Source organism: Coriobacteriaceae bacterium (genome assembly GCA_025992855.1).
In the GTDB taxonomy this organism is placed as follows: Bacteria; Actinomycetota; Coriobacteriia; order Coriobacteriales; family Coriobacteriaceae; genus Collinsella.
This window is the reverse complement of record DAJPGB010000001.1, coordinates 21197-42019: the sequence shown is the minus strand read 5'-3', so window position 1 is coordinate 42019 and position 20823 is coordinate 21197. Positions and strand designations below refer to the sequence as shown.

At 59.7% G+C, this 20823-nt stretch carries 16 protein-coding genes; 10 read left to right on the top strand and 6 right to left on the bottom strand.

What is annotated here, in order from left to right; all coding sequences use genetic code 11:
- Positions 1-171 precede the first annotated feature (171 nt).
- Positions 172-1932, bottom strand: a complete 1761-nt coding sequence (locus tag OIL88_00165) for a PTS lactose transporter subunit IIBC (protein ID HJI70805.1) — start codon at positions 1930-1932, stop codon at positions 172-174.
- 176 nt (positions 1933-2108) lie between these two features.
- Entirely contained in the window at positions 2109-3551 is a 1443-nt protein-coding gene (gene lacG / locus OIL88_00160) for a 6-phospho-beta-galactosidase (protein ID HJI70804.1), read from the bottom strand.
- Between the two features lie 350 nt (positions 3552-3901).
- Between lacG (OIL88_00160) and OIL88_00155 the strand changes: the two genes are divergently transcribed.
- Positions 3902-4930 (top strand): substrate-binding domain-containing protein, encoded by a 1029-nt coding sequence (locus OIL88_00155; GenBank protein ID HJI70803.1) that lies wholly within the window; start codon positions 3902-3904, stop codon positions 4928-4930.
- Positions 4931-5197: 267 nt separating this feature from the next.
- Here OIL88_00155 and lacG (OIL88_00150) read toward each other — a convergent pair whose 3' ends face one another.
- Both lacG (OIL88_00150) and OIL88_00145 read right to left on the bottom strand, forming a co-directional pair.
- The gene (gene lacG, locus OIL88_00150) at positions 5198-6637 is read right to left on the bottom strand and encodes a 6-phospho-beta-galactosidase (GenBank protein ID HJI70802.1); all 1440 of its coding nucleotides are present in this window, start codon (positions 6635-6637) and stop codon (positions 5198-5200) included.
- A 66-nt stretch (positions 6638-6703) separates the two neighbouring features.
- A complete protein-coding gene (locus OIL88_00145) occupies positions 6704-8479 on the bottom strand; it encodes a lactose/cellobiose PTS transporter subunit IIB (protein ID HJI70801.1) in 1776 nt (591 codons plus the stop codon).
- Positions 8480-8834: 355 nt separating this feature from the next.
- On the opposite strand from OIL88_00145, the gene OIL88_00140 reads away from it, so the two are divergent.
- From OIL88_00140 to OIL88_00110, 7 genes are all read left to right on the top strand, one after another.
- Positions 8835-9839, top strand: a complete 1005-nt coding sequence (locus OIL88_00140; protein ID HJI70800.1) for a LacI family DNA-binding transcriptional regulator — start codon at positions 8835-8837, stop codon at positions 9837-9839.
- Positions 9840-10053: 214 nt separating this feature from the next.
- The gene (locus tag OIL88_00135) at positions 10054-10392 is read left to right on the top strand and encodes a PTS lactose/cellobiose transporter subunit IIA (GenBank protein HJI70799.1); all 339 of its coding nucleotides are present in this window, start codon (positions 10054-10056) and stop codon (positions 10390-10392) included.
- A 216-nt stretch (positions 10393-10608) separates the two neighbouring features.
- Positions 10609-11622, top strand: a complete 1014-nt coding sequence (locus OIL88_00130; GenBank protein HJI70798.1) for a hypothetical protein — start codon at positions 10609-10611, stop codon at positions 11620-11622.
- 308 nt (positions 11623-11930) lie between these two features.
- The gene (gene lacA, locus OIL88_00125; GenBank protein ID HJI70797.1) at positions 11931-12359 is read left to right on the top strand and encodes a galactose-6-phosphate isomerase subunit LacA; all 429 of its coding nucleotides are present in this window, start codon (positions 11931-11933) and stop codon (positions 12357-12359) included.
- Between the two features lie 63 nt (positions 12360-12422).
- Positions 12423-12947: a galactose-6-phosphate isomerase subunit LacB gene (gene lacB, locus OIL88_00120; GenBank protein HJI70796.1), complete on the top strand. Its 525-nt coding sequence runs from the start codon at positions 12423-12425 to the stop codon at positions 12945-12947.
- A gap of 119 nt (positions 12948-13066) precedes the next feature.
- The gene (locus tag OIL88_00115) at positions 13067-13948 is read left to right on the top strand and encodes an aldose 1-epimerase family protein (GenBank protein HJI70795.1); all 882 of its coding nucleotides are present in this window, start codon (positions 13067-13069) and stop codon (positions 13946-13948) included.
- 56 nt (positions 13949-14004) lie between these two features.
- On the top strand, positions 14005-14940 hold the full coding sequence (locus OIL88_00110) for a hexose kinase (GenBank protein ID HJI70794.1): 936 nt from the start codon (positions 14005-14007) through the stop codon (positions 14938-14940).
- Positions 14941-15185: 245 nt separating this feature from the next.
- Here the strand turns inward: OIL88_00110 and OIL88_00105 are convergent, their stop codons facing one another.
- A complete protein-coding gene (locus OIL88_00105; GenBank protein ID HJI70793.1) occupies positions 15186-16814 on the bottom strand; it encodes a UDP-glucose--hexose-1-phosphate uridylyltransferase in 1629 nt (542 codons plus the stop codon).
- Positions 16805-18010, bottom strand: a complete 1206-nt coding sequence (locus OIL88_00100; protein ID HJI70792.1) for a galactokinase — start codon at positions 18008-18010, stop codon at positions 16805-16807. Before OIL88_00100 ends, OIL88_00105 begins: the two co-directional genes overlap by 10 nt.
- 383 nt (positions 18011-18393) lie before the next feature.
- On the opposite strand from OIL88_00100, the gene OIL88_00095 reads away from it, so the two are divergent.
- Positions 18394-19380: a LacI family DNA-binding transcriptional regulator gene (locus OIL88_00095; GenBank protein HJI70791.1), complete on the top strand. Its 987-nt coding sequence runs from the start codon at positions 18394-18396 to the stop codon at positions 19378-19380.
- Positions 19381-19509: 129 nt separating this feature from the next.
- On the top strand, positions 19510-20670 hold the full coding sequence (locus OIL88_00090; GenBank protein ID HJI70790.1) for an FprA family A-type flavoprotein: 1161 nt from the start codon (positions 19510-19512) through the stop codon (positions 20668-20670).
- The last annotated feature ends 153 nt before the right edge of the window (positions 20671-20823 follow it).

Below are 20823 nucleotides of genomic sequence, written 5' to 3'. Positions count from 1 at the left end.
TTGGCCTGTGCGTTCATCTCGATCTGTAACAGCTAGGACCGAATAACTCGGCTAGATGTTACAGATTGAGATGAACAGGAGGACGGGTGCGATCTAAACAAAATGGCCCGCGCATCACACATCGATGCACGGGCCATTTATTGTCTGCGAGCGGCAGGTGGTGTCAGCGTCTTATGCCTCGAGGTTTTCCTCGATCCAGGCGACGGCACCCTTGGGATCCTTAGTGAGGTCGATGTACTGTTTGCCCTTGGGCGACAGCAGCGTGATGCCCAGGCGGTCGGTGTCGGCCTTCATCTCGTTGTAATAGGTGCGAACCTGCGGAGCCAGGACGATGACGTTGTACTGGTCCATGATGGCGTAGTGACTGCCGTAGGCACCGGCGTTGGCGGTAATGTCGATGCCCAGCTCGTCGGCGCCTTCCTTAAGCGCGTTGGCGAGCAGTGCAGAGGTGCCGGCGCCAGCGCACAGAACCAGAACCCTCAGATCCTTGCCCTTAAGGGCGGACGGAGCTGCGGAGGCCTCAGTGGCAGAAGCGGTCTCGACAACAGGAGCCTCAACGGCGGGGGCGTCAGCGGTCTTGACGGTCTTGGTCTCCTCGGCCTCTTCTTCGGCCAGGGTCTCGGCCTCCTGCTTGCACAGGACGTTGTCGTAGGCCTTGCAGAACGGGTAGTAGATCAAGAAGTCAACGACCAGCAGGACGACAACCAGGACCAGAGAGATCGGCTGGAAGTTGGTGTCGATGAAGGTGCCGATCGGTCCGGGGAGTGCCCACGGCATGGCATAGATAAAGCCGTTCATGCCCAAAAAGTCGATGAAGAACTTACCAATGAGGACGTTGGCCACGGGGGCAAACAGGAACGGGATCAGGAAGTACGGGTTGAGGATGATGGGCGCGGCGAACAGCAGCGGCTCGTTGACGGCGAACATCACGGGTACGACAGAGGCTTTGCCGACGGCCTTGAGCTGCTTGGAGCGCATAAAGAGCAGGAAGATGATCGGGACAATGAACGTGGCGCCGGTGCCGCCGAGTTCGCCGATGTAGTTACCGAAGTTCTCGGTCAGGGCGAGGGCGGGGTGACCGCCGGCCTGCAGCGTGGCGAGGTTGGTGGTGATGTTGCCAAACAGCGCGGCGTTGAGGGCAGGCTTAACGACCGAGGGGCCGTGGATGCCCATGAACCAGAACAGCGGGATCATGAACCAGATGAGGGCGAGGCCGGCGTAGGAATCGGCAGCGGCGAACAGCGGGCTCACCAGCGTGGAGATGACGTTGGCAAACGGGACGGCCAAGCAGGTGCGGCAGATAACGTCGATGACGGCGACAAACAGGATGGAGAAGCTGAAGGCGAAGATGTCGCGGAAGTTCTGGGCGATGGCGCCGGGGACTTCTTTGGGCAGCTTGATGGTGATGTCTCGCTTAATGCAGAAGGCATAGATGTTGACCGTGGCAAATGCGGCGACAAAGGAGCTCAGCAGGCCCTTGGTGCCCATGTTGTCGGTAAAGAACACCGAGACATCGGCGCCGTCGATCTTGGCACTCGTCTGGGTAACGGCCAAGATGAGCATAGCGCACATGGCGGCGACCATGGTGCTCGTGGCGTTGATGGCCTTGCCGGCAGGCATGCGGCGGTTCTTGGAGCCGGTCAGCGCGCTTGCGGTGGTGCCGGCGACCATGATGCCCACGACGCCCATCGTGAAGTTGTAAACCTTGTTGCAGAAGTTCACGACGTCGACGTTCCACCAGTCGGGCAGCGTAAAGCCGCCGACCGTGGCGACAACGCCCGGCAGGGTCGAAATAAGCAGGAAGACAGAAGAAGACAGGATGATGGGCATTGCTGCCAAAAAGCCGTCTTTAATGGCCTGAAGGTAGATGTTCTTAGAGACCTTGTCGAAGTACGGCTGACCTTTCTCCAAGAACTTAACGATCGATTCCATAGTTCACGCTCCTCTTTGCATGAAATCTTAATGGCATGGACGTTGAAAACCTATATGGTCTCCCGCTTGCTAAAAGCCCGGGTGCAGGCGGGGTCGGTCCCAGGGGGAGAGAGGGGAGCGGCTGGGTTTGTATCGCATAGGGCCGCTCCCTTCTCGGGGGAAAGCGAGGCGATGCGCTACTGCGCGTCCGCCATAGTGTCGGCGAGCTCCTTGTACCAGAGTGCCGACTGCTTGATGTAGCGTTTTTGCGTGTCGAAGTCGATGTAGAACAGGCCGTAGCGCTTGTTATAGCCATTGGCCCACGAGAACTGGTCCTGCAGGCTCCAGATAAAGTAGCCCTGGACGTCGACGCCCTCGGCGCGCGCCTGGAGCACCTTCTCCATGTGCTGGTCGACAAAGTCGATGCGCTCGGGATCGGCGACGATGCCGTTTGCGTCGGGCTCGGGGTCCTTGTGGCCCAGGCCGTTTTCGGTGATATAGATGACGGGGAGGTTGGGATAGGTGGCGCTGATGTGCTTGAGCGTGTCGTAGAGGCCTTGCGGGTAGATGAGCCAATCCCAGTCGGTGGTGGGGATACCCGGCATATCGACCTGCTGCCCGACGCCCTTAAACTTAAAGCACGAGGTGCCCTTGTCTCCGGTGCCGTTAAAGCTGTTGGTGGACTCGCCATCGTAGGCGGCGATAAACGCCGACTGATAGTAGTTGAGGCCGAACATATCGTTGCGGGGCGCCGCCTTGGCGAGCTCCTCCATGTCGCTGTCCTCAACCGTAAGCGTGGCGTTGTTGGCACGCAGAATCTCGTTGATGAGTGAGAGGGTGCGCGCGGAGTAGTGACCCAGGAAGGCGCCGTCCATGATGAAGTCGGTGTAGAAGGCGTTGTACAGGTCGGCGGCGTGCTGGTCGGCGGGCGAGTCTGTGGCAGGATATGCCGGCGTCAGGACGTTGACCATGCCAATGCGTCCGCCCAGGTGCTCGGTCTCGTCAAGATCCTTATACAGGTTGACGGCGCGGGCGTGGGCAACGAGCTCGTTGTGCTGGCTCTGGATGCCGCTCGTCACATCAAAGTGATGGTTGGGCGGGAAGTTGCCTTGGATGTATTGGGAGTGCGAGAGGCTGATGAGCTCGTTGATGGTGAACCAATTCTTGACCTCGCGGAACTCGCGGAAGCAGAACTCGGCATAGCGCACATAGGCGTCGACGGTCTTGCGGTTGAGCCAGTCGCCCTGGTTGAACAGGGCGGCGGGGGAGTCAAAGTGATGCAGGGACACATAGGGCTCGACGCCATACTTTTTGCAGCAGGCGAACAGCTCGTGGTAGTGCTTAACGCCCTCGGCGAGGGGCTCGGCATCGTCGCCGTTGGGGAAGATGCGGGTCCAGGCGATGGACACACGGATGGCGTTGAGTCCATGCTCGGCAGAAAGGCGGATATCCTCCTCGTAGCGGTTGTAGAAATCACTGGCCGGGTCGGGCAAAAAGCGACCCTGGGCGACAAGGTAATCGTCCCACATGGTCTTACCCTTGCCTGCCACCTTCGTGGAACCTTCCGTTTGGTACGCGGCGGTTGCGGCGCCCCAAACAAAGCCCTTCGGCAGCTGCTGTACGCGGTTTAGCAAAGACATATGCATACACCCTCTCGTCTCGCTGTTCGATATTGTGCGTTTGCGCTCAGGAGGCTCCCTGGTTAGCGTTCAGCGGTGAAAAAGCCCGATAAACACTATCTTAAAATGATTAGAACCAAAATGAGCACGTGAACATTTGACAATGAGCACGTTAACATCCGGCTGGGATGTATAGAAACAAAACAACTTCAAACAGCCGCGAACGGTTGTATTTGTTCGGTAAGCGGTTTTGATTGACAGAAGTTTTCATGTTGTGGTATATGGCTCGGGTATCATGAGCACGTTATCAATGTATGTACGATGCGCCATGGGCGCGGGGAATAGTTGGGAAGCAGGTTAGCGTGGAAGGCATGGCTCAGCAGACAAGGAATGGTCATTCGGCGAGCGCGGCAGAGGTTGCGGCGCTCGCTGGCGTGAGCCGCCAGACTGTGTCTCGCGTGGTCAACGGTATGCCTAACGTGACGGAAAAGACGCGCAAGCGTGTGCTGGCCGCCATGGAAGAGCTGGGCTTTCGTCCCAATTTTGCTGGAGCGGCGTTGCGCGGCGGGTCGTATCGTTCTATTGGCCTGTGCATGTACAACATCACACGTGTCGGTAACCTGGCGACGCTCGAGGGTATCATGCAAGCGGCGCGCGAGCACGATTTTGCCGTCACTATGATCGAGATGGGCGGCGACAAGCCCTATACACTTGCCGATGCCTCGCGCCGCATGGTCGAGCGACCCGTCGACGGCATGATTCTCAACATGAACCGCATGGCTCCCGATTTTGAGGAGTTTGTTCCCCAGCCGGGAGTGCGAACGGTCATCCTGTCCATGTATGCGCATCCGCGCTGCACGACGATCGACTCCGACCAGTATGGTTCGTGCGAGCTGTTGACCAATTATCTGCTGGAACATGGTCACTCGAATATGCGGTTTGTGGCGGGTCCGGAAAACTCGATTTCCTCGCGTTTTCGTGAGGCCGGTTGGCGCGATACGCTGGGTCGTGCTCATGTCGATGCCGCTCCGATGCTGCGTGGCGATTGGAGTGCGGACAGTGGGTACGCCATGGGCGAGCGGATTGCGGCCGAGGTGCTTGCCGGCGGGTCGCAGGCGCCGACTGCCGTGCTTGCGGCAAATGACCAGATGGCGCTGGGCGTTATCGCCGCGCTCGAGAACGCGGGCCTGTCCGTGCCCGACGACGTGAGCGTGGTTGGTATCGACGACGCACTCGAGGGACTTGTTCCTCACAATCGGCTGACGACGCTGCGATTTGATTTGCGCGGTGTCGGTAAGCTTGCGTTTGAGGCGGCGATTGGAGAGAGCTCGTCTATCGAGGCGATTCATGTGCCGAGTACGCTGGTCGAACGCTCGACTGTTAGGGACATACGGGGTTAGGTCCTACTCCGTTTGTCTCGATTTGTAACAGGTAGACGGTCAAAAGCGGGCTACGTGTTACAGATTTAGATTCTTCGGAAAGAGTAATCCTGTTCGTCTCAATCTGTAACAGCTAGGACCAAAAAACTCGGCTAGATGTTACAGATCGAGACAAACGGCTCCCGACCAGCCCAAAAACAAAAAGACCGGGGGCGGCGCGCCGTGTGACGTGCCGCCCCCGGCTGAGAAATGGGGACAGGTTGTGTGAGCGGGCAACCCCGCCAGCCACTAGTCCAGACGACGGGTCTGCGCCACGTGCTTGTACCAGTAGGCGCTTGCCTTGGGCGTGCGCTTCTGGGTTTCAAAGTCAACGTAAAAGAAGCCGTAACGCTTGTTGTAGCCATTGGTCCAGGAGAACTGATCCTGCAGGCTCCACAGGAAGTAGCCGCCCACGTTGACGCCCACCTCCATGGCCTTGAGCAACCAGCGCAGGTGCTGCTCGATGTAGTCGATGCGCGGCTGGTCGTCCACAAAACCGTCCTTGTAGGGGTCTTTGTAGCCCATGCCGTTCTCGGTGATGAAGATCTGCTTGTAGTTGGGGTAGTGCTGCTTAATGTAGACGAGCAGATCGAACAGACCCTCGGGATAGATGATCCAGTCCCAGTCGGTGGTGGGGATGCCGGGCTTGTTCACATGCTCGCCAATGCCCTTGACGCGCCAGCGACCGGTGCCCTTCTCGCCCGTACCGTTGTGGTGCAGGTCGTTCTCGCCATCGTAAGCCTTCAAAAAACGGCACTGATAGTTGTTAACGCCCAGGTAGTCGTTGTAGAGCGCTGCCTCGCGCATAATCTCGAGGTCCTCGTCCAAGATCTCGATGGTGCCGCCCGAGACGGCAGCCAGGCGGTTGGCGCACTCGAGGGTGTCGGGCGCGTAGTCGCCGCGGAAGGTGGCGTCGAGCAAAAACTGGTTTTGCAGCACGTGCTCGTTGTTGGCGGCTTTGATGTCGGCGGGGTCGTTCTCGTTGAGCGGGTACTTAAACTCCAGCGACTGGATGACGCCGATTTTGCCCTTAAAGCCGCCGTTGTGGAAGGCCAGCACGGCCTTGGCGTGGGCGAGCATCATGTTGTGCTCGCACTGGAAGGCCTCGGCCAGATGCGCCTTGACGCCACCGGGGAAGGTGCCCTCGATGTAGGTGTTGGAGGCGTCGGCCCAGATCTCGTTAAAGGTGAACCAGTAGGTCACCTGGTCGGCGTACTCCTTAAAGCAGAAGGTGGCAAAGTCCACAAAGGCGTCGATGGTCTCGCGGTTGAGGAAGTCGCCCTTCTCAAAGAGGGGAAGCGGCGTATCGAAGTGATGCAGCGTGACGAACGGCTCAACGTGGTGCTTGTGGCACTCGGCGAAGAGATCGTGGTAGAACTGGACGCCCTCGGGGTTGATTTCGCCGGTGCCGTTGGGGAAGATGCGGCTCCAGGCGATGGAGAGGCGAATGCCGTTGATGCCGAACTCCTCGCACAGCTCCAGGTCGACGGGGTACTGGTTGTAGAAGTCCGAAGCGGGATCGGGGGAGAAGCGCCCCTGGGCCTCCAGGAAGTCGTCCCAGGCGACCTTGCCCTTACCGTGGGTACGGGTCTCGCCCTCTACCTGGTAGGCAGCAGTGGCGCCGCCAAAGACAAAGTCCTCGGGAAACTGCGCGGGCGGGTTGGTGACGCTAACAGGGTTAACGGACATGATGATCCAATCGTCTAAATCGAAGGGCCAGCCGGTCTTGGATGGTCGGCTGGCCCTGGGCGTTACTTACTTCGAAAGTTGTTCGGAGACGAAGGCGAGAGACTTATCGCCGTTCTGGGAGAGCTCGATGTATTGCTTGCCGCGGCAGGCGACGCACTTGTTGCCCACGCGCTCGCAGTCTTTCTGCAGGTCGGCCAGGTAGCTGGCAGCCTGCGGGGCCAGGACGACTAGGTCAAAGTCGGGGAGCATGTCGACGTGGTTGCCATATGCCTCGGCAGCGGTCTCAAGATTGATGCCGCGCTCCTTGGCGGCCTTGGCCAGCGCGTTAGCGAGCAGGCCCGAGGTACCGCCACCCTGGCAGAGCACGAGCACGCGCTTGCCGTTGAGGTCGCTGGCGGTCGTTGCCTCGGCAGCGGGTGCTGCAGAAGCGGCGGGGGAGTCGGCCTTCACGGCCTCGGCAGCAGCGCCGGCGGCAACGCTCTTGGCGTCAGCCTTGCCCTGGAAGGCATCGTTGAGCTTGGCGGCCTTCTCGGCGTTCTTGGCGGCGAGCTCCTCCTGGGAGATCTCGGCCTCCTCGGCGCACTTCTGTGCGTCATAGGCACGGAAGAACGGGTAGTACAGAACAAAGTCGACGACCAGGATAAGGGCGAGCATCACAAAGGCGAGCGGCTGGAAGCCCAGACCCATGATGGTGCCGATGGGGCCGGGGACGGTCCAAGGCAGGGTGTACATAAAGCCGTTCATGCCCAAGAAGTCGATAAAGATCTTGAGGATCCAGATGTTGGCGATCGGGGCAAAGACAAACGGGACAAAGAAGACGGGGTTGAGCACGATGGGTGCGGCGAACAGCAGCGGCTCGTTGACGGCAAAGCACACGGGGACGATGGCTGCCTTACCGACGGCACGCATCTCCTGGGATTTGGCCAGGAAGCAGAACATAAAGACCAGGACGAGCGTGGCGCCGGTGCCGCCCATGCAGACGACGAAGTACTGGGCACCCTGGGTCAGGACAGCGGAAGCGTGCTGACCAGCCTGGAACGCAGCTAGGTTGTCGGTCATGTTGGCAACGAGGGCGGCGGCGATGGCGGGCTCGACGATCGAGGGGCCGTGGACGCCGACGAACCAGAACAGGCTCATAGCGCCGTAGATCACAGCGAGGCCGATGTAGCCGTCGGCAGCGGTGAACAGGGGCTGGAACACCTGGATGACGCCCTGGGCAAAGCAGAAGCCAAAGGCAGCGCGGAAGACGATGTCAAAGACCCAAAAGACGGTGATGCAGACGGAGAAGGGGATGATGTCCTTAAAGGTCTGCGAGATGTTGGGCGGAACCTGCTCGGGCATCTTGACGGTGATGTTGCGCTTAATGAAGAACTTGTAGATGATGCCGGTCACAAACGCAGCGATGAAGGCGGTCAGCAGGCCCTTGGAACCAAGGTAGGTGGTGTTGAAGCCGCTGGCGGCGTCCGTGGCGATCGTGTCGCTCGAAAGGAGCAGGAAGCCGATGATGGCCGCGCACATGCACGAGATAAAGTTGATCTGGTTATTCTTGGGCAGGTCGCGGTTCTGCGCGTCGGCGAAGTGCTTGGCCGTGGTGGCGGCACAGGCGATGGCCAGGATGCCCATGGAGTAGTTGTAGCACTTCCACAGGGCGTTGTTGATGTCATCGGGCCAGTAGAAACCCCAGATGTTGGGGACCGAGGCTACCAGACAGAAGATGGACGAGAAGATGATGATGGGGATGACGGAGATAAAGCCGTCGCGGATCGCCTTGAGGTACTTGTTGCGGGCGATCGCGTTGAAAAAGGGCTGGCCCTTTTCGATGATGGCGATGAGTTGCTCCATACAATGCTCCTAAGAGTCGGTGGGTTAGCAACGATGGTAGCTCTTGGCGTTCGGTTGCCAAAATGTTGACGTTGCCATTTTGCGACACAAAAAAAGACGCGAACCGGTGGTTCCTGTGCCTGCGAACCATCGATTCCTTACGCGTGAACGTTTGAGCCGCCCGGTGGCCCTGTGTTTGCGCAATGGCAACGTTAACATTTGGACGACAAAAGCCGTCCGGGGAAGCGGGATTGTCGGTGAACGGTAGGTTTTGGGTGGTAAGCGTATTGCGGGGAGGCGTTGGATATACTTGGAGGCGTTCATTTTGTCTGTTGGGATGTCCGCGATGGCATCGTTGACATAGAAAGATCGACCTATGGCCGCTGTTAAAAAATCGGTTTCCGTTAAGGACGTGGCGCGTCTCGCGGGCGTCTCGGAGCAGACGGTCTCGCGCACCGTGCACGATTCGCCCAGCGTGCGTCCCGAGACCAAGGAGCGCGTGCGTGCCGCCATGCGCGAGCTGGGGTATCGTCCAAACTTTGCCGGCCGTTCGCTGCGTCGCGGCAAGTTCAAGACCGTCGGCGTCGCCATGTTCAACATTACCGGTACCGGCAATCTCGACCGCATGGAGGGCTTTGCCGCCGCCGCCGACAAGCACGGCTATGCCATCACCCTTACTAAAGTAGATGGACATCCCTATACCCTCGAGAGCGCATCGTCGCGCATGAGCGTACTTCCGGTGGATGGCATGGTTGTGATCATGAATCGCATGCCGGCGGACTTTGGCACCTTCGAGCCGCTGCCCGGTATGCAGACGGTGCTCGTTACCATGCTGGAGCACCCGCTCTGTTCAACGGTCGATAACGACCAGTTCGATTGCTCGCGCCAGGTGGTCGAGTACTTGTTGGAGCAGGGGCACAAGACCGTGCACTTTATCTCATGCCCCGAGCGCTCGCTTTCGGGCATGCAGCGCGAGGAGGGCTGGCGCGAGACGCTACGTGCGCATGGCATTGAGCCGCCGCGGCTTGTTCGTGGCGACTGGACGGCGCAGAGCGGATATGCCGCAGGGCAGGCGTTGGCAGACGATCCGAACTGCACGGCCATCTATGCCTCCAACGACGCCATGGCCTATGGCTGCATCCGCGGGCTCGAGTCGCGCGGGAAGCGCGTGCCCGAGGATGTGAGCGTGGTGGGCGTTGACGATAGCCTGGGCGATATCGTGCCCGATCGTCGCCTGACTACGGTGCGTTTTGATAACAAACGCGTTGGCATGTGGGCGGTCGACAAGATTGCCGGCGCCGAGGACGTCGCACCGGGCGTGGAGCACATGCTGATCCCCGGCGTGCTCGTCGAGGGCGATACGGTGTGCGATTTGCGCTAGGGTGCGGACCTGTTTGGGTTGCAGCTCGTTATGTTCGATATTGTTTGAAATGGTTTAGAAACCGTTCGCGGGCAAAAATCGACCGTTCATAGCTCAAAAATGCGTTTTGCATTGTTCTTTTTTGTTTGAATGTTAATGTTTCTGGCATACACAACGCAGCGCGTATGCCCGGACGCGATGCTCTCCATTGGTTCATATGTGAAAGGAACGCAATATGGCAACCAAAGAAGAAATCTCGATGGTTGGATTCGAGATCGTCGCATACGCGGGTGACGCCCAGACCGACCTGCTCGCTGCACTCGATGCTGCCCGCGAGGGTGATTTTGAGAAGGCCGAGCAGCTGCACAAGGATGCCAGCGAGGCGCTCATCGGTGCCCATGACACGCAGACCAAGCTGCTTTCGCAGGAGGCCGGCGGCGGCGAGATGGAGATGACCTTCATCATGGCCCATGCTCAGGACACCCTCATGACGACCATGATCCTGGAGAAGCAGACCCGCTTTACCATCGATGCCTACAAGCGCATCGCCGAGCTCGAGGCCAAGCTCGCCTAACGCGCGCTCACAACCAAGTCCCCTTCCAAAAGCCCTGTTGCACGCTGCAGCAGGGCTTTTCTGTCCCTCAGCCTAAGTTGCGGTGAAATAGGGACTGATTGGGCCTTCTAACAGCAAAAACAGTCCCTATTTCACCGCAGCTCATTCGGCGCTGTTGGATATTTTGTTTCGTGGGTATACTTCCATCCGCAATACAGGCCGGAATGAGGGGTCCAAATGCCGGACAACGGATCGATTCAAAAGAAGGACGCACACGAGATGGCCCATGGGCGCCCCGTCCAAATAACCGAGCATACGACGGTGACGGAGCTGCAACCCAGCCTGTCCGATGTCGTGTGTGCAAACAAAAAGTTGCAGATCGGGTTCATCGTTGCGCTCGTGGTACTGGCGCTTCTGTCGGGTTTTGTCGCGCGCCCGCATTTTGCCGACACCAAGACCTGGGACTCAACTATCGAGGTCATCGACCAAAAGAAGGGCAACGTGTTGGCGCTCACGACGTCGTGCGTGGCGTTGTCTGCGGGCATCACCGCGCTGCCGGGCGACACGGGAACGCCGGTGGCCGAGCAGCTCGCCCAGCTTTCGGGCAACCTGGGCATTGTGCTCGCCGTGCTCTACCTCGAGAAATATTTGCTCACTATCTTATGGTCGGTGGGCTTGGGCATCCTAATCCCGTTCTCGCTCGTACTCTTTGCGGTGTCGCTTGGCATTCACGGACGCTGGAGCACCAGCGCTGTCCTGCGTCGTGTGGCAACGCGCGTGCTGGTGGTTGCCATGATCGGCATGGCGTTGGTGCCTGCGAGCGTGTGGGTGTCGCAAAAGGTCGACGAAACGTATCGAGTGAGCATCGAGGCGGCCGAGCAAAAGGCGGCCGACGCTGCGGGTGCGGCAGATAGCGACAGCTCCAAAGTAAGCAAGAAAAAGACCGAGTCCACAGAGTCCAAGAATGTGCTTGAGCAGCTTGCCGACGGCGCCTCGGGTCTCGTCACGTCGGTAACCAGTGGTGCCAAACAGATGACCGACGAGATCGTGCAGCAGGTGACTGACCTCATCGAAGGTGTCATCGTGATGATCGTGACCTCGTGCGTGATTCCACTTCTGGTGCTCGCGGCGTTTTTGTGGCTGGGGCACGTGCTACTGGGGGTTGATATTTCCGGCCCGGCGAACTATTTGACGGGTCGCTTCTTGAGTGCTCCGTCCAAACATGCCAAGAAGAGCGGACGGTCTGAGTAGCTAAAACAGCTGTATATACCGGGGAATACCGCCGAAGGGCGGCTGAGACACGTTCTCGGCCGCCCTTTTTGTTTACTGAACGCATGGTCGCTACGTCCGTGCCGTGCCCAAACGGTCAGCAATCATCTTTGAACGGTATTTGTTCAAAAAAGAACAAAGATAAACAAATAGTTGTTGCAGTTACTGTTCGAATGTGTTCAAATAAACATGAACAGTGAAGAACCGCACATTCAGATGCCCGGACCTGAACGCGATTCAACACTTCCAAACAGAAACTACGCACCTGCGTATCTCTCAAGGAGGATGTCATGAGGGTTGTAATCGCTTCCGATGCCGACGGTATGTCGATGAAGGAGTCCATCAAGGAGATGCTCATCGCCGACGGTCACGAGGTCGTCGACTATTCCGAGACCCCTGCCGTGGACTTTGTCGATTCCGCGACCGCCGTCGCCAAGGACCTGCTGGAGCACAAGGATTCCCAGGGTTTTGCGTTCGATAAGTACGGCGTCGGCTCCTATATGGCCGCCGTCAAGATGAAGGGCATGGTCGTCGCCAACATTTCCGACGAGCGCTCCGCTTACATGACCCGCGAGCACAACGGTTCGCGCATGGTCACCATGGGCCCGGGTGTCGTTGGTGCCGAGGTCGCCAAGAAGATCGCCCGCGAGTTCCTGCGCGCTCAGTACGCCGGCGGTCGTCACCAGATCCGTGTCGACATGCTCAACAAGATGGCCTAACGAGAGCCACCGAGAACTCGAACTTCTATCTCAACTTGTGAATTCAGACGAAAGGACGTTCTGATGAAGAAGACCATCGCAATCGGTTGCGACCATATCGTTACGGACGAGAAGATCTATCTGGCCGACCGCCTGGAGCAGGCTGGCTACAAGGTGCTCGACTGCGGCACCTACAGCCACAGCCGCACGCACTATCCCATCTACGGCAAGGCCGTGGGCGAGGCTGTTGCCAGCGGCAAGGCCGACTTTGGCGTGGCCCTGTGCGGCACCGGCATCGGCATCACCAACGCCGTCAACAAGGTTCCCGGCGCTCGCTGCGCCCTGGTTCGCGACATGACCTCTGCCCTGTATGCCCGCCGCGAGCTCAACGCCAACATCGTGGGCTTTGGCGGCAAGATCACCGGCGAGTTCCTGATGGCCGATATCATGCTTGCCTTCCTGGAGGAGCCCTACGAGAAGACTCCCGAGCACGATGCCCTGATCGCCAAGATCGATGCCTGCAACAAGGCCGACGCCGAGGCTCAGGCTGACCCGCACTTCTTTGACGAGTTCCTGGAGAAGTGGGACCGCGGCGAATACCATGATTAGCGGGTATCCGGCGTAATTAACTAGCCCGTTGACGGCTCGCGTTTCTGTGAGGGGGCGCGGGCCGGTTTTCTATCGGCCCTATTGACTTGGCGGGCTGTCGTAAGAAAGGGAAGGCTCCTATGGAGTTTGTTCTTGATAACGGTTCTATCCGCGTAGCACTGAGCACGGCGGGCGGGTCGTTCACTTCTATTGCGGCTAACGGCCGTGAGTACCTGTGGCAGGGTGATCCTTCGGTCTGGTCGGGCCAGGCACCCATTTGCTTCCCGATCTGCGGCGGCCTTCGAGATGGTCACGCAATGACTATGGGCGGCCACGAGGTCAAGCTTGCCCGTCACGGCTTTGCTCGCAAACAGGAGTGGAAGCTCGAGGAGCAGGGCGACAACATGGTCGCGCTGAGCCTAAGCTCTGCCGACCATGCCGAGTTGCTCGAGCAGTACCCGTATCCGTTTAAGATCGTTGCTCGTTACACGATCGATTCGGAAAAGGTGGCCGTGTCGTACGAGGTGACCAATGAGGGCATCGAGGATATGCCATTCTTTGTGGGTGGTCACCCCGGCTTTAAGTGCCCGCTCGACGAGGGTGAGTCCTACGACGACTATGAACTTCGTTTCGATCAGCGTGAGGCGACCGAGCTTTGCACCGCTGTTCCCTCCACAGGCCTGATCGATGTCGAGCACCGTAGCAAGAACCCGATGGTCGGCCACGATCTGCCGCTTACCCATGAGCTCTTCGACTTCGCCGAGACCATCTTTGATGTGCTCGAGAGCCACGTGGTTACGCTGACCAAGAAAACCGAGGACAAGGGCGTGCGCCTGACGTTCCCCGATATGCCGTACCTGATTGTGTGGAGCAAGCCCGAGGGCGACTTTGTGGCTGTTGAACCGTGGGGTGGTCTGTCCACCTGCTCCGACGAGGACGATATTCTGGAGCACAAGCGTGGCTGCCTGGTTGCCAAGCCGGGGGAGACCGTCACCCGCGGCTTTGAGATCGAGATCCTTTAACGAGCTATCGTATGTTTGGGGCCGCGCGTGTCGTGCCCCGGAAACAGGAGTTCAATATGATTCTGACCGTTACCATGAACCCGTCGATTGATACGCGCTATCAGCTCGACAAGTTGATCATCGACGACGTGAACCGTGTGACGCCCGAAAAGACTGCTGGCGGCAAGGGCCTCAACGTGAGCCGTGTGCTGCTGCAGCTGGGCGACGACGTGCTCGCGACCGGTCTGCTCGGCGGCCACATGGGCGCCTATATGGCCGAGCTTATGGATGTTGATGGCGTCAAGAACGACTTTGTGCCCATTGCCGGCGAGACGCGCATCTGCCTGAATATTCTGCACGAGGGTAATCAGACCGAGCTGTTAGAGAGCGGCCCGCAGATTGCCCCGGCCGAGCTCGAGGCCTTTACGGCCAAGTTCGCCGAGCTTGCAGCGAAGGCGGACGTTGTGACGCTTTCGGGCTCGCTGCCGCGTGGCGTCGATGCCGGCTACTATGCCGAGCTCGTCAAGATCGCCGAGGAGGCGGGTGCCAAGGTGTTGCTCGACACCTCGGGTGCATCGCTGGAGGCCGCGCTGGAGTCCGACGCTAAGCCTGAGCTCGTAAAGCCCAATCTGACCGAGATTAACGGCCTGCTGGGTACGTCCTTTACGACCGATGATGTCGATGCCCTACGCGAGGCGCTTGCCGCCGATGGCCGCTTTGCCGGTATCCCCTGGGTTGTCGTTTCGATGGGCGCTGCCGGTTCGGTGGGCTTCCATGAGGGTCGCGCGTTCCACGCCAAGACGCCCGCGATTGCGGCTGTGAACGCGACGGGTTCCGGCGACTCGACCATCGCCGGCTTTGCGCATGCCATCGCTGCCGGTGCCGACGACGTCACGGTGCTCAAGACCGCCAATACCTGCGGCAAGCTCAACGCCATGGATCCCAAGACCGGCCACCTGGTCATGGACCGCTGGGACGAGATCTACAACAACGTTGAGGTCGTAGAGTTGTAGCGGTTGCGACTCCTAATAGAATGAGCGTGGATAATCTCCCGCTTTTGGTGCCCATACGAGCTCAAAGTGGGAGATTTTCCACGCTCGAGTCATTAATCGTTGGGGACGTTCTTGTTTGACTAGTCGTTTAAGAACGTCCCCAACGACTACATTCAAAAACGGCGCCCGTCGGCGATGTTGCCGGCGGGCGCCGTTGTCGTGTGGGCGGTTATGTCGTGGCCGCTGATGAGGCTCGAACTCGTATGCTACAGCGAGTTGATGAAGCGCTGTTGGGCGGCACGGCCGGCTTCGTCCCATTTAAAGACGCCGGCGTTGTCGAGCACGTGGCCAAACACCACACCGACCTCCTCGTGCAGGATGTCGATAGCGTTATCCGCCGTAAGCTCATCGGCACGACGAGCAAAGACGTCCTCGGCCCATGCGGCATGGCTGCGGCAAAGGTCGTCGCCCTCGAGCGCACCGGCGAGATCGTAGCTGGCATCGGCCTTGGCCGCCAGCAGGTGCTCGCGGACAGCGCCGAGCTCGGGAACCAAGCGCGGCGGCAAAATCGCCAGGCCCATGACCTCGATCAGGCCGATGTTCTCCTTCTTAATGTGGTGATACTCGGCATGCGGGTGGAAAACGCCCAGCGGATGCTCGTCGGTCGTGATGTTGCAGCGAAGCGCCAGGTAGGCCTCGTAGATTTCGCCGCCGGCGTTGCCGCGGGAGTCTACGCGGCGAATGACGGGCGTCACGGTATTGTGCGCCACGCCATCGGCTGTGTGCGCGATGACGCCAACAGACTCATCGCTCCACTCGCGCCAGGCGAGGATAATCTTCTCGGCGGCATCGAGCAGCTGAGCGCGGTCATGCGAGCGCAGGCGCAGCACCGAGAGCGGCCACTGCAGCACGCTACCGCTGACCTGGTCAAAACCGGGCACGCTAAACTGCGAGACCTCGGCGGCGTGCATCATGGGGAACTCGTGTGCGCCGCCCTGGAAGTGGTCGTGCGACAAGATCGAGCCGCCCACGATGGGCAGGTCGGCGTTGGAGCCGATGAAGTAATGCGGGAACAGGTCCACAAAGTCGAGCAGGCAGGTCAGGCCCTTGCGGTCGACGTGCATCGGACGATGCTCGGAGCTCATGGCAATGCAGTGCTCGTTAAAGTACGCGTACGGGCTGTACTGGAAGCCCCAGCGCTCGCCGTCGAGCTGGATGGGGATAACGCGCAGATTCTGGCGGGCGGGGTGAGCTCCGCCGTCGGCTGCGGCGGAGCGTCCGGGATAGCCCTCGTTTTCGATGCAGAGCTGGCAGGCGGGATACTTCTCGTCCGTGTTCTTAGCTGCACCTGCCGCGGCGATATCGCGCGGGTCCTTCTCGGGCTTGGACAGGTTGATGGTGATCTCAAGATCGCCCCAGTTGGTGGGGGTGCTCCATTTGATGTTGCGCGCGATGGCGGCACGGCGCACGTAGCCGGCGTCGCAGCACAGGCCGTAGAACCAGTCGGTCGCGGCACGGGGCTCGTTGACGCCCATACGCCCATTGAATTCCTCGTTTACAACCGAAGGCCTCGGCATGAGCGCGCCCATGATGCGCATGGCGATGCGATCGCGGCCCGACGCCGTGTCCTCGGCAGCACCGTTGGCAACGGCAGTCTCGGCAAGCGCGGCAAGCGTGCCTTCAAGGTCAAAGTCGGGCAGGGTATCGGGGTGCAAGAGCGAGAGTTTCTCAACCTGGAGTGCCCAGGCCATGTCGAGTGCCGGCCCCGTGGCGCCGATGCACTCGAGAACGGTGTTGTATGCCCAGATGCGATCGTCCTGGCCGATCATCGATCGGTGGATGGCATATTCGATGAGGCCCTGCGCGGCCTCGCGCACATCAGTCATTACAGCCATGCCGCGTAAGCCCCCTTGTCAGAAATCGCGTAGTGGCGGGCAGAGCCCTCGCCAAGCCAGCCGTTCATCTTGGCAATGAAGGTGTCGACCAGCTCGAGCGGCACGAAGGCCTGGATGGTACCGCCAAAGCCGCCGCCGTGGATACGAACGGCGCCACGGCCGTCGAGCACATGCTCGGCAAGAGCAAGCGCGTACATGGAAGGCTGCTCGGCACCCAGTTTGGCAACAACATTCTGCAGGTACATGGCGGAGCTGGCGCCGGACTCACGCGTCAGGACCAGGAACTGGTCAATGTCGCCGGCGTTCAGGGCCGCCCAGCGCTTATCGACCAGGCCGTTCTCGTACCAGTAATGAACGGCGCGCAGGCAGGCGCGGTCGCCCAGCTTGGCGCGCAGCTCGGGGAGCTTGGCGTCAAAGTCCGCCACGTTTACCTCGCACAGGCGTGCCTTGCCAAACTCGGCGGCGACGTCCTGCATCTCGCGCGGAACAGCGGCGTAGTCGTCGGTGGCTGCCACATGGTCGGCGCCAACTTTAACGAGCACGAGCGCATAGCCGTGATCCTCAAAGTTGAGCTCGAGCTTCTGGGTCTTAGGCTGAGCCTGGTCCTCAAAGTCCATGTAGGCGAGGCCGCCCAGGCACACGGCAGCTTGGTCCATTAGACCGCAGGGCTTGCCGTAGTAGTTGTTCTCGGTGCGCTGGCTCATCTGGGCGAGTGCGACGGGTTCAATGGCGGGCGCGCCCCAGAGCGTCTCCATGGCACGGCCGTACGCGGCCTCGACGGCAGCAGAGCTGGAAAGGCCACCGCCCGAGGGGACGGAGCAGGTGAAGGCGAAGTCGAAGCCGTGGGGCTCAACGCCCAGAGCAGCGATTTCATGGGCCATGCCGCGGACGAGGCTCGCGGACGTGCCCTTCTCGGACTCCTGAATGTCTAGCGTGTCGAGCGTGATCTCAAACGTAGGATAGCCCTCGTCGGCGACGCGAATCTTGTTGGTGTCGGTCGCCACGGCTATGCCGTCGACAGCGACATCGAGCGAGCCGGCGATAACATGGCCACCCTCGTGGTCGGTGTGGTTGCCGCTGATCTCGGAGCGGCCGGGTGCGTGCACGTAGAGCACCTGGCGATCGCCGATGGGGCCAAACTCCTCCTCAAACAGCTTGGTGAGCGTGGCGAATGTCTTTTCGTCGGGGGTGGTCATGGGAGTCCTTTCCTTGGCGCGCGCGGATGAGTTTTGCGTCGATATGAGTACGTTAACAACTTGAAGCGGCATGAACTAAGTGTTCACGATGCCGCACGTTACGGGCTATGTTAACGTACTCATAACACATCGATTGTCACTTTTTGAGAATCTGGTAATCGGTAGAAATACAGCCGTGAACGGTACTGCCGTATGGACTTATAAAGCAGAAGAGATGCAGATAGAAAAAGTAGAGTACGTTAACATGCGTCCGACGATAGCGGGCCTCGGCGCGGGGTGTATTTCTGCCCGGGTTGGCATGCACGCTATTCAGATCTCGCAAGGGTGAAGGTGATCCTGTGGCAAGGCGCCCGTCCAACGATACCAGTTCGCGTCCGGTCTCCATGGCCGACGTCGCCCGCGCTGCTGGCGTTTCGCAGCAGACGGTTTCGCGCGTCGCCAACGGCTTGCCCAACGTCAACGAGCAGACGCGCCAGCGCGTGCAGGCCGCTATGCAAGAGCTCGGCTTTCGTCCGAGTTATGCCGGTCGCTCGCTGCGCGACGGCCGTTACCATTCGGTCGGCCTGTGCGTCAACGATGTCACCAAGTTTGGTAACCTCTCAATGATCGACGGCATCGCCAGCGCTGCTCGCGAGCATAATTGCGCCATCACGCTGGTCGAGATGTCCAAGACCGAGGAGTTTTCGCTTGCCGAGGCCACGCGTCGTATGGCTGCGCTGCCCGTGGACGGCATCATTATCGGCATGAGTCGCATGGCACCCGATTTTGAGACGTTTGATCCACTGCCGGGCATTGGCACGGTCATCGTTACCATGTACGCGCATCCGCGCGTGACCACGGTCGATTCCGACCATTACGGTTGCTCGCTGCTGCTTATGGATCACCTGTTTGAGCTTGGCCACGAGCAGATTCGCTATATCGGCGGCCCGTCATTCTCGGTGGACGAGCAGTTCCGCCGCGCCGGTTGGCAAGACGCGCTCGAGCGCAGACATATCGAGCCGGCAGAACCGCTCGAGGGCGACTGGTCTGCCAACAGCGGCTACGAGGCCGGCAGGTATCTGGCAGAGCACGACCGCACCATGACGGCGATCTATGCGGCAAACGATCAGATGGCAAATGGTGCCATCGCTGCGCTGCGCGATAGCGGCCTACGCGTGCCCGAGGACGTGAGCGTGGTGGGTGTCGACGATTCGCTCGATGATTTTGTCGCGCACAACGAGCTCACGACCGTGCGGTTCGATCTGCATCAGCGCGGACGCGAGGTGTTTGAGCATGCAGTTCCCAAGGAGGGGACGCCGGGCAAAACCGTTGCGATCCGTATTCCGGGCCAGCTCATCGTCCGACATAGCGCGGCGGCTCCGCGTGCATAGTTTGTGCAGGTAAACGGCACGTTGCTGCGCTTCAATAACAAATGGTAAGGATGCCGGCAGATAGCTGTTGGGGTGCAGCCGAGTGCTATGATAGACGGGTTCTTTTGTCTATCTAGGAGGCTTTGCCTGATGGAGATCACCAAGGATATCCGCTACGTTGGTGTCGACGATCACGACATCGACCTGTTCGAGGGCCAGTACGACGTGTCCGAGAACGGTATGGCATACAACAGCTACGTTATCTTGGGCGAGAAGATCGCTGTCGCCGATTCGGTCGACGGCGGTTTTGTCGACGAGTGGCTCGGCAACATCGAGACCGTGCTCGATGGCCGCACGCCCGATTACCTGGTCGTTCACCACATGGAGCCCGATCACTCCGCTGGCATCTCCGCCTTTATGGAGCGCTATCCCCAGGCCCAGATTGTGGCCAGCATGGGCGCCTTCCGCATGATGGTCAACTACTTTGGCACCGATTATCCCGAGCGCAAGATGGTCGTCAAAGAGGGCGACGTGCTCGACCTGGGCGGTCACAGCCTGACCTTCGTCGGCGCCCCCAATGTGCACTGGCCCGAGGTACTCTTTTCCTACGAGGCCACCGACAAGGTGCTCTTTAGCGCTGACGGCTTTGGCAAGTTCGGCGCCAACGACATCGAGGATCCGGAAGGGTGGGCCTGCGAGGCGCGCCGTTACTACTTTGGTATCGTCGGCAAGTTCGGCAAGTTTGTGCAGGCCGTGCTCAAGAAGGCTGCCAATCTGGACATCCAGATCATCTGCCCGCTCCACGGCCCCGTGCTGGCCGAGAACCTGGGCTACTACCTCGACACCTACAACACCTGGTCGAGCTATCAGCCCGAGGACGAGGGCATCACGATTGCCTACGCGAGCGTCTACGGCCATCTGAAGGCTGCCGTCGAGGAGCTCGCCGCGGCACTCGAGGCTCGCGGCCAGAAGGTCTCCGTCTTCGACCTGGCTCGCGACGACATGGCCGAGGCCGTTGAGGACGCGTTCCGCTACGACCGTCTAGTGCTCGCCTCCATCACTTATCAGGGCGAGATCTTCCCGTTCATGAGCACCTTCATCCACACGCTCGCCGAGCATGCCTACCAGAACCGCACCGTTGCGCTCGTCGAGGCCGGCTCCTGGGCACCCGCAGCTGCCAAGGTTATGACCAAGGAGCTCGAAGGCATGAAGGACATCACCCTGACGCAGAACAAGGTGACCGTCCTGGGTTCGCTCAACGACGCATCGCGCGCCCAGATCGAAGCTCTCGCCGACGAGCTGTCCAAGTAACAACGCGCTCGCTTCTACCGCCAAAACCACCACAAAGGTGCCTGTCCCCTTTGTGGTGGTTTTTGCTTTTAGTCGAAGAGGACGGTTGGTTCTGCTGTCGGCCGTTCGCTCAAAGAACTCAAGCATGCTCAAGGAACTCAAAGATGCTCAAAA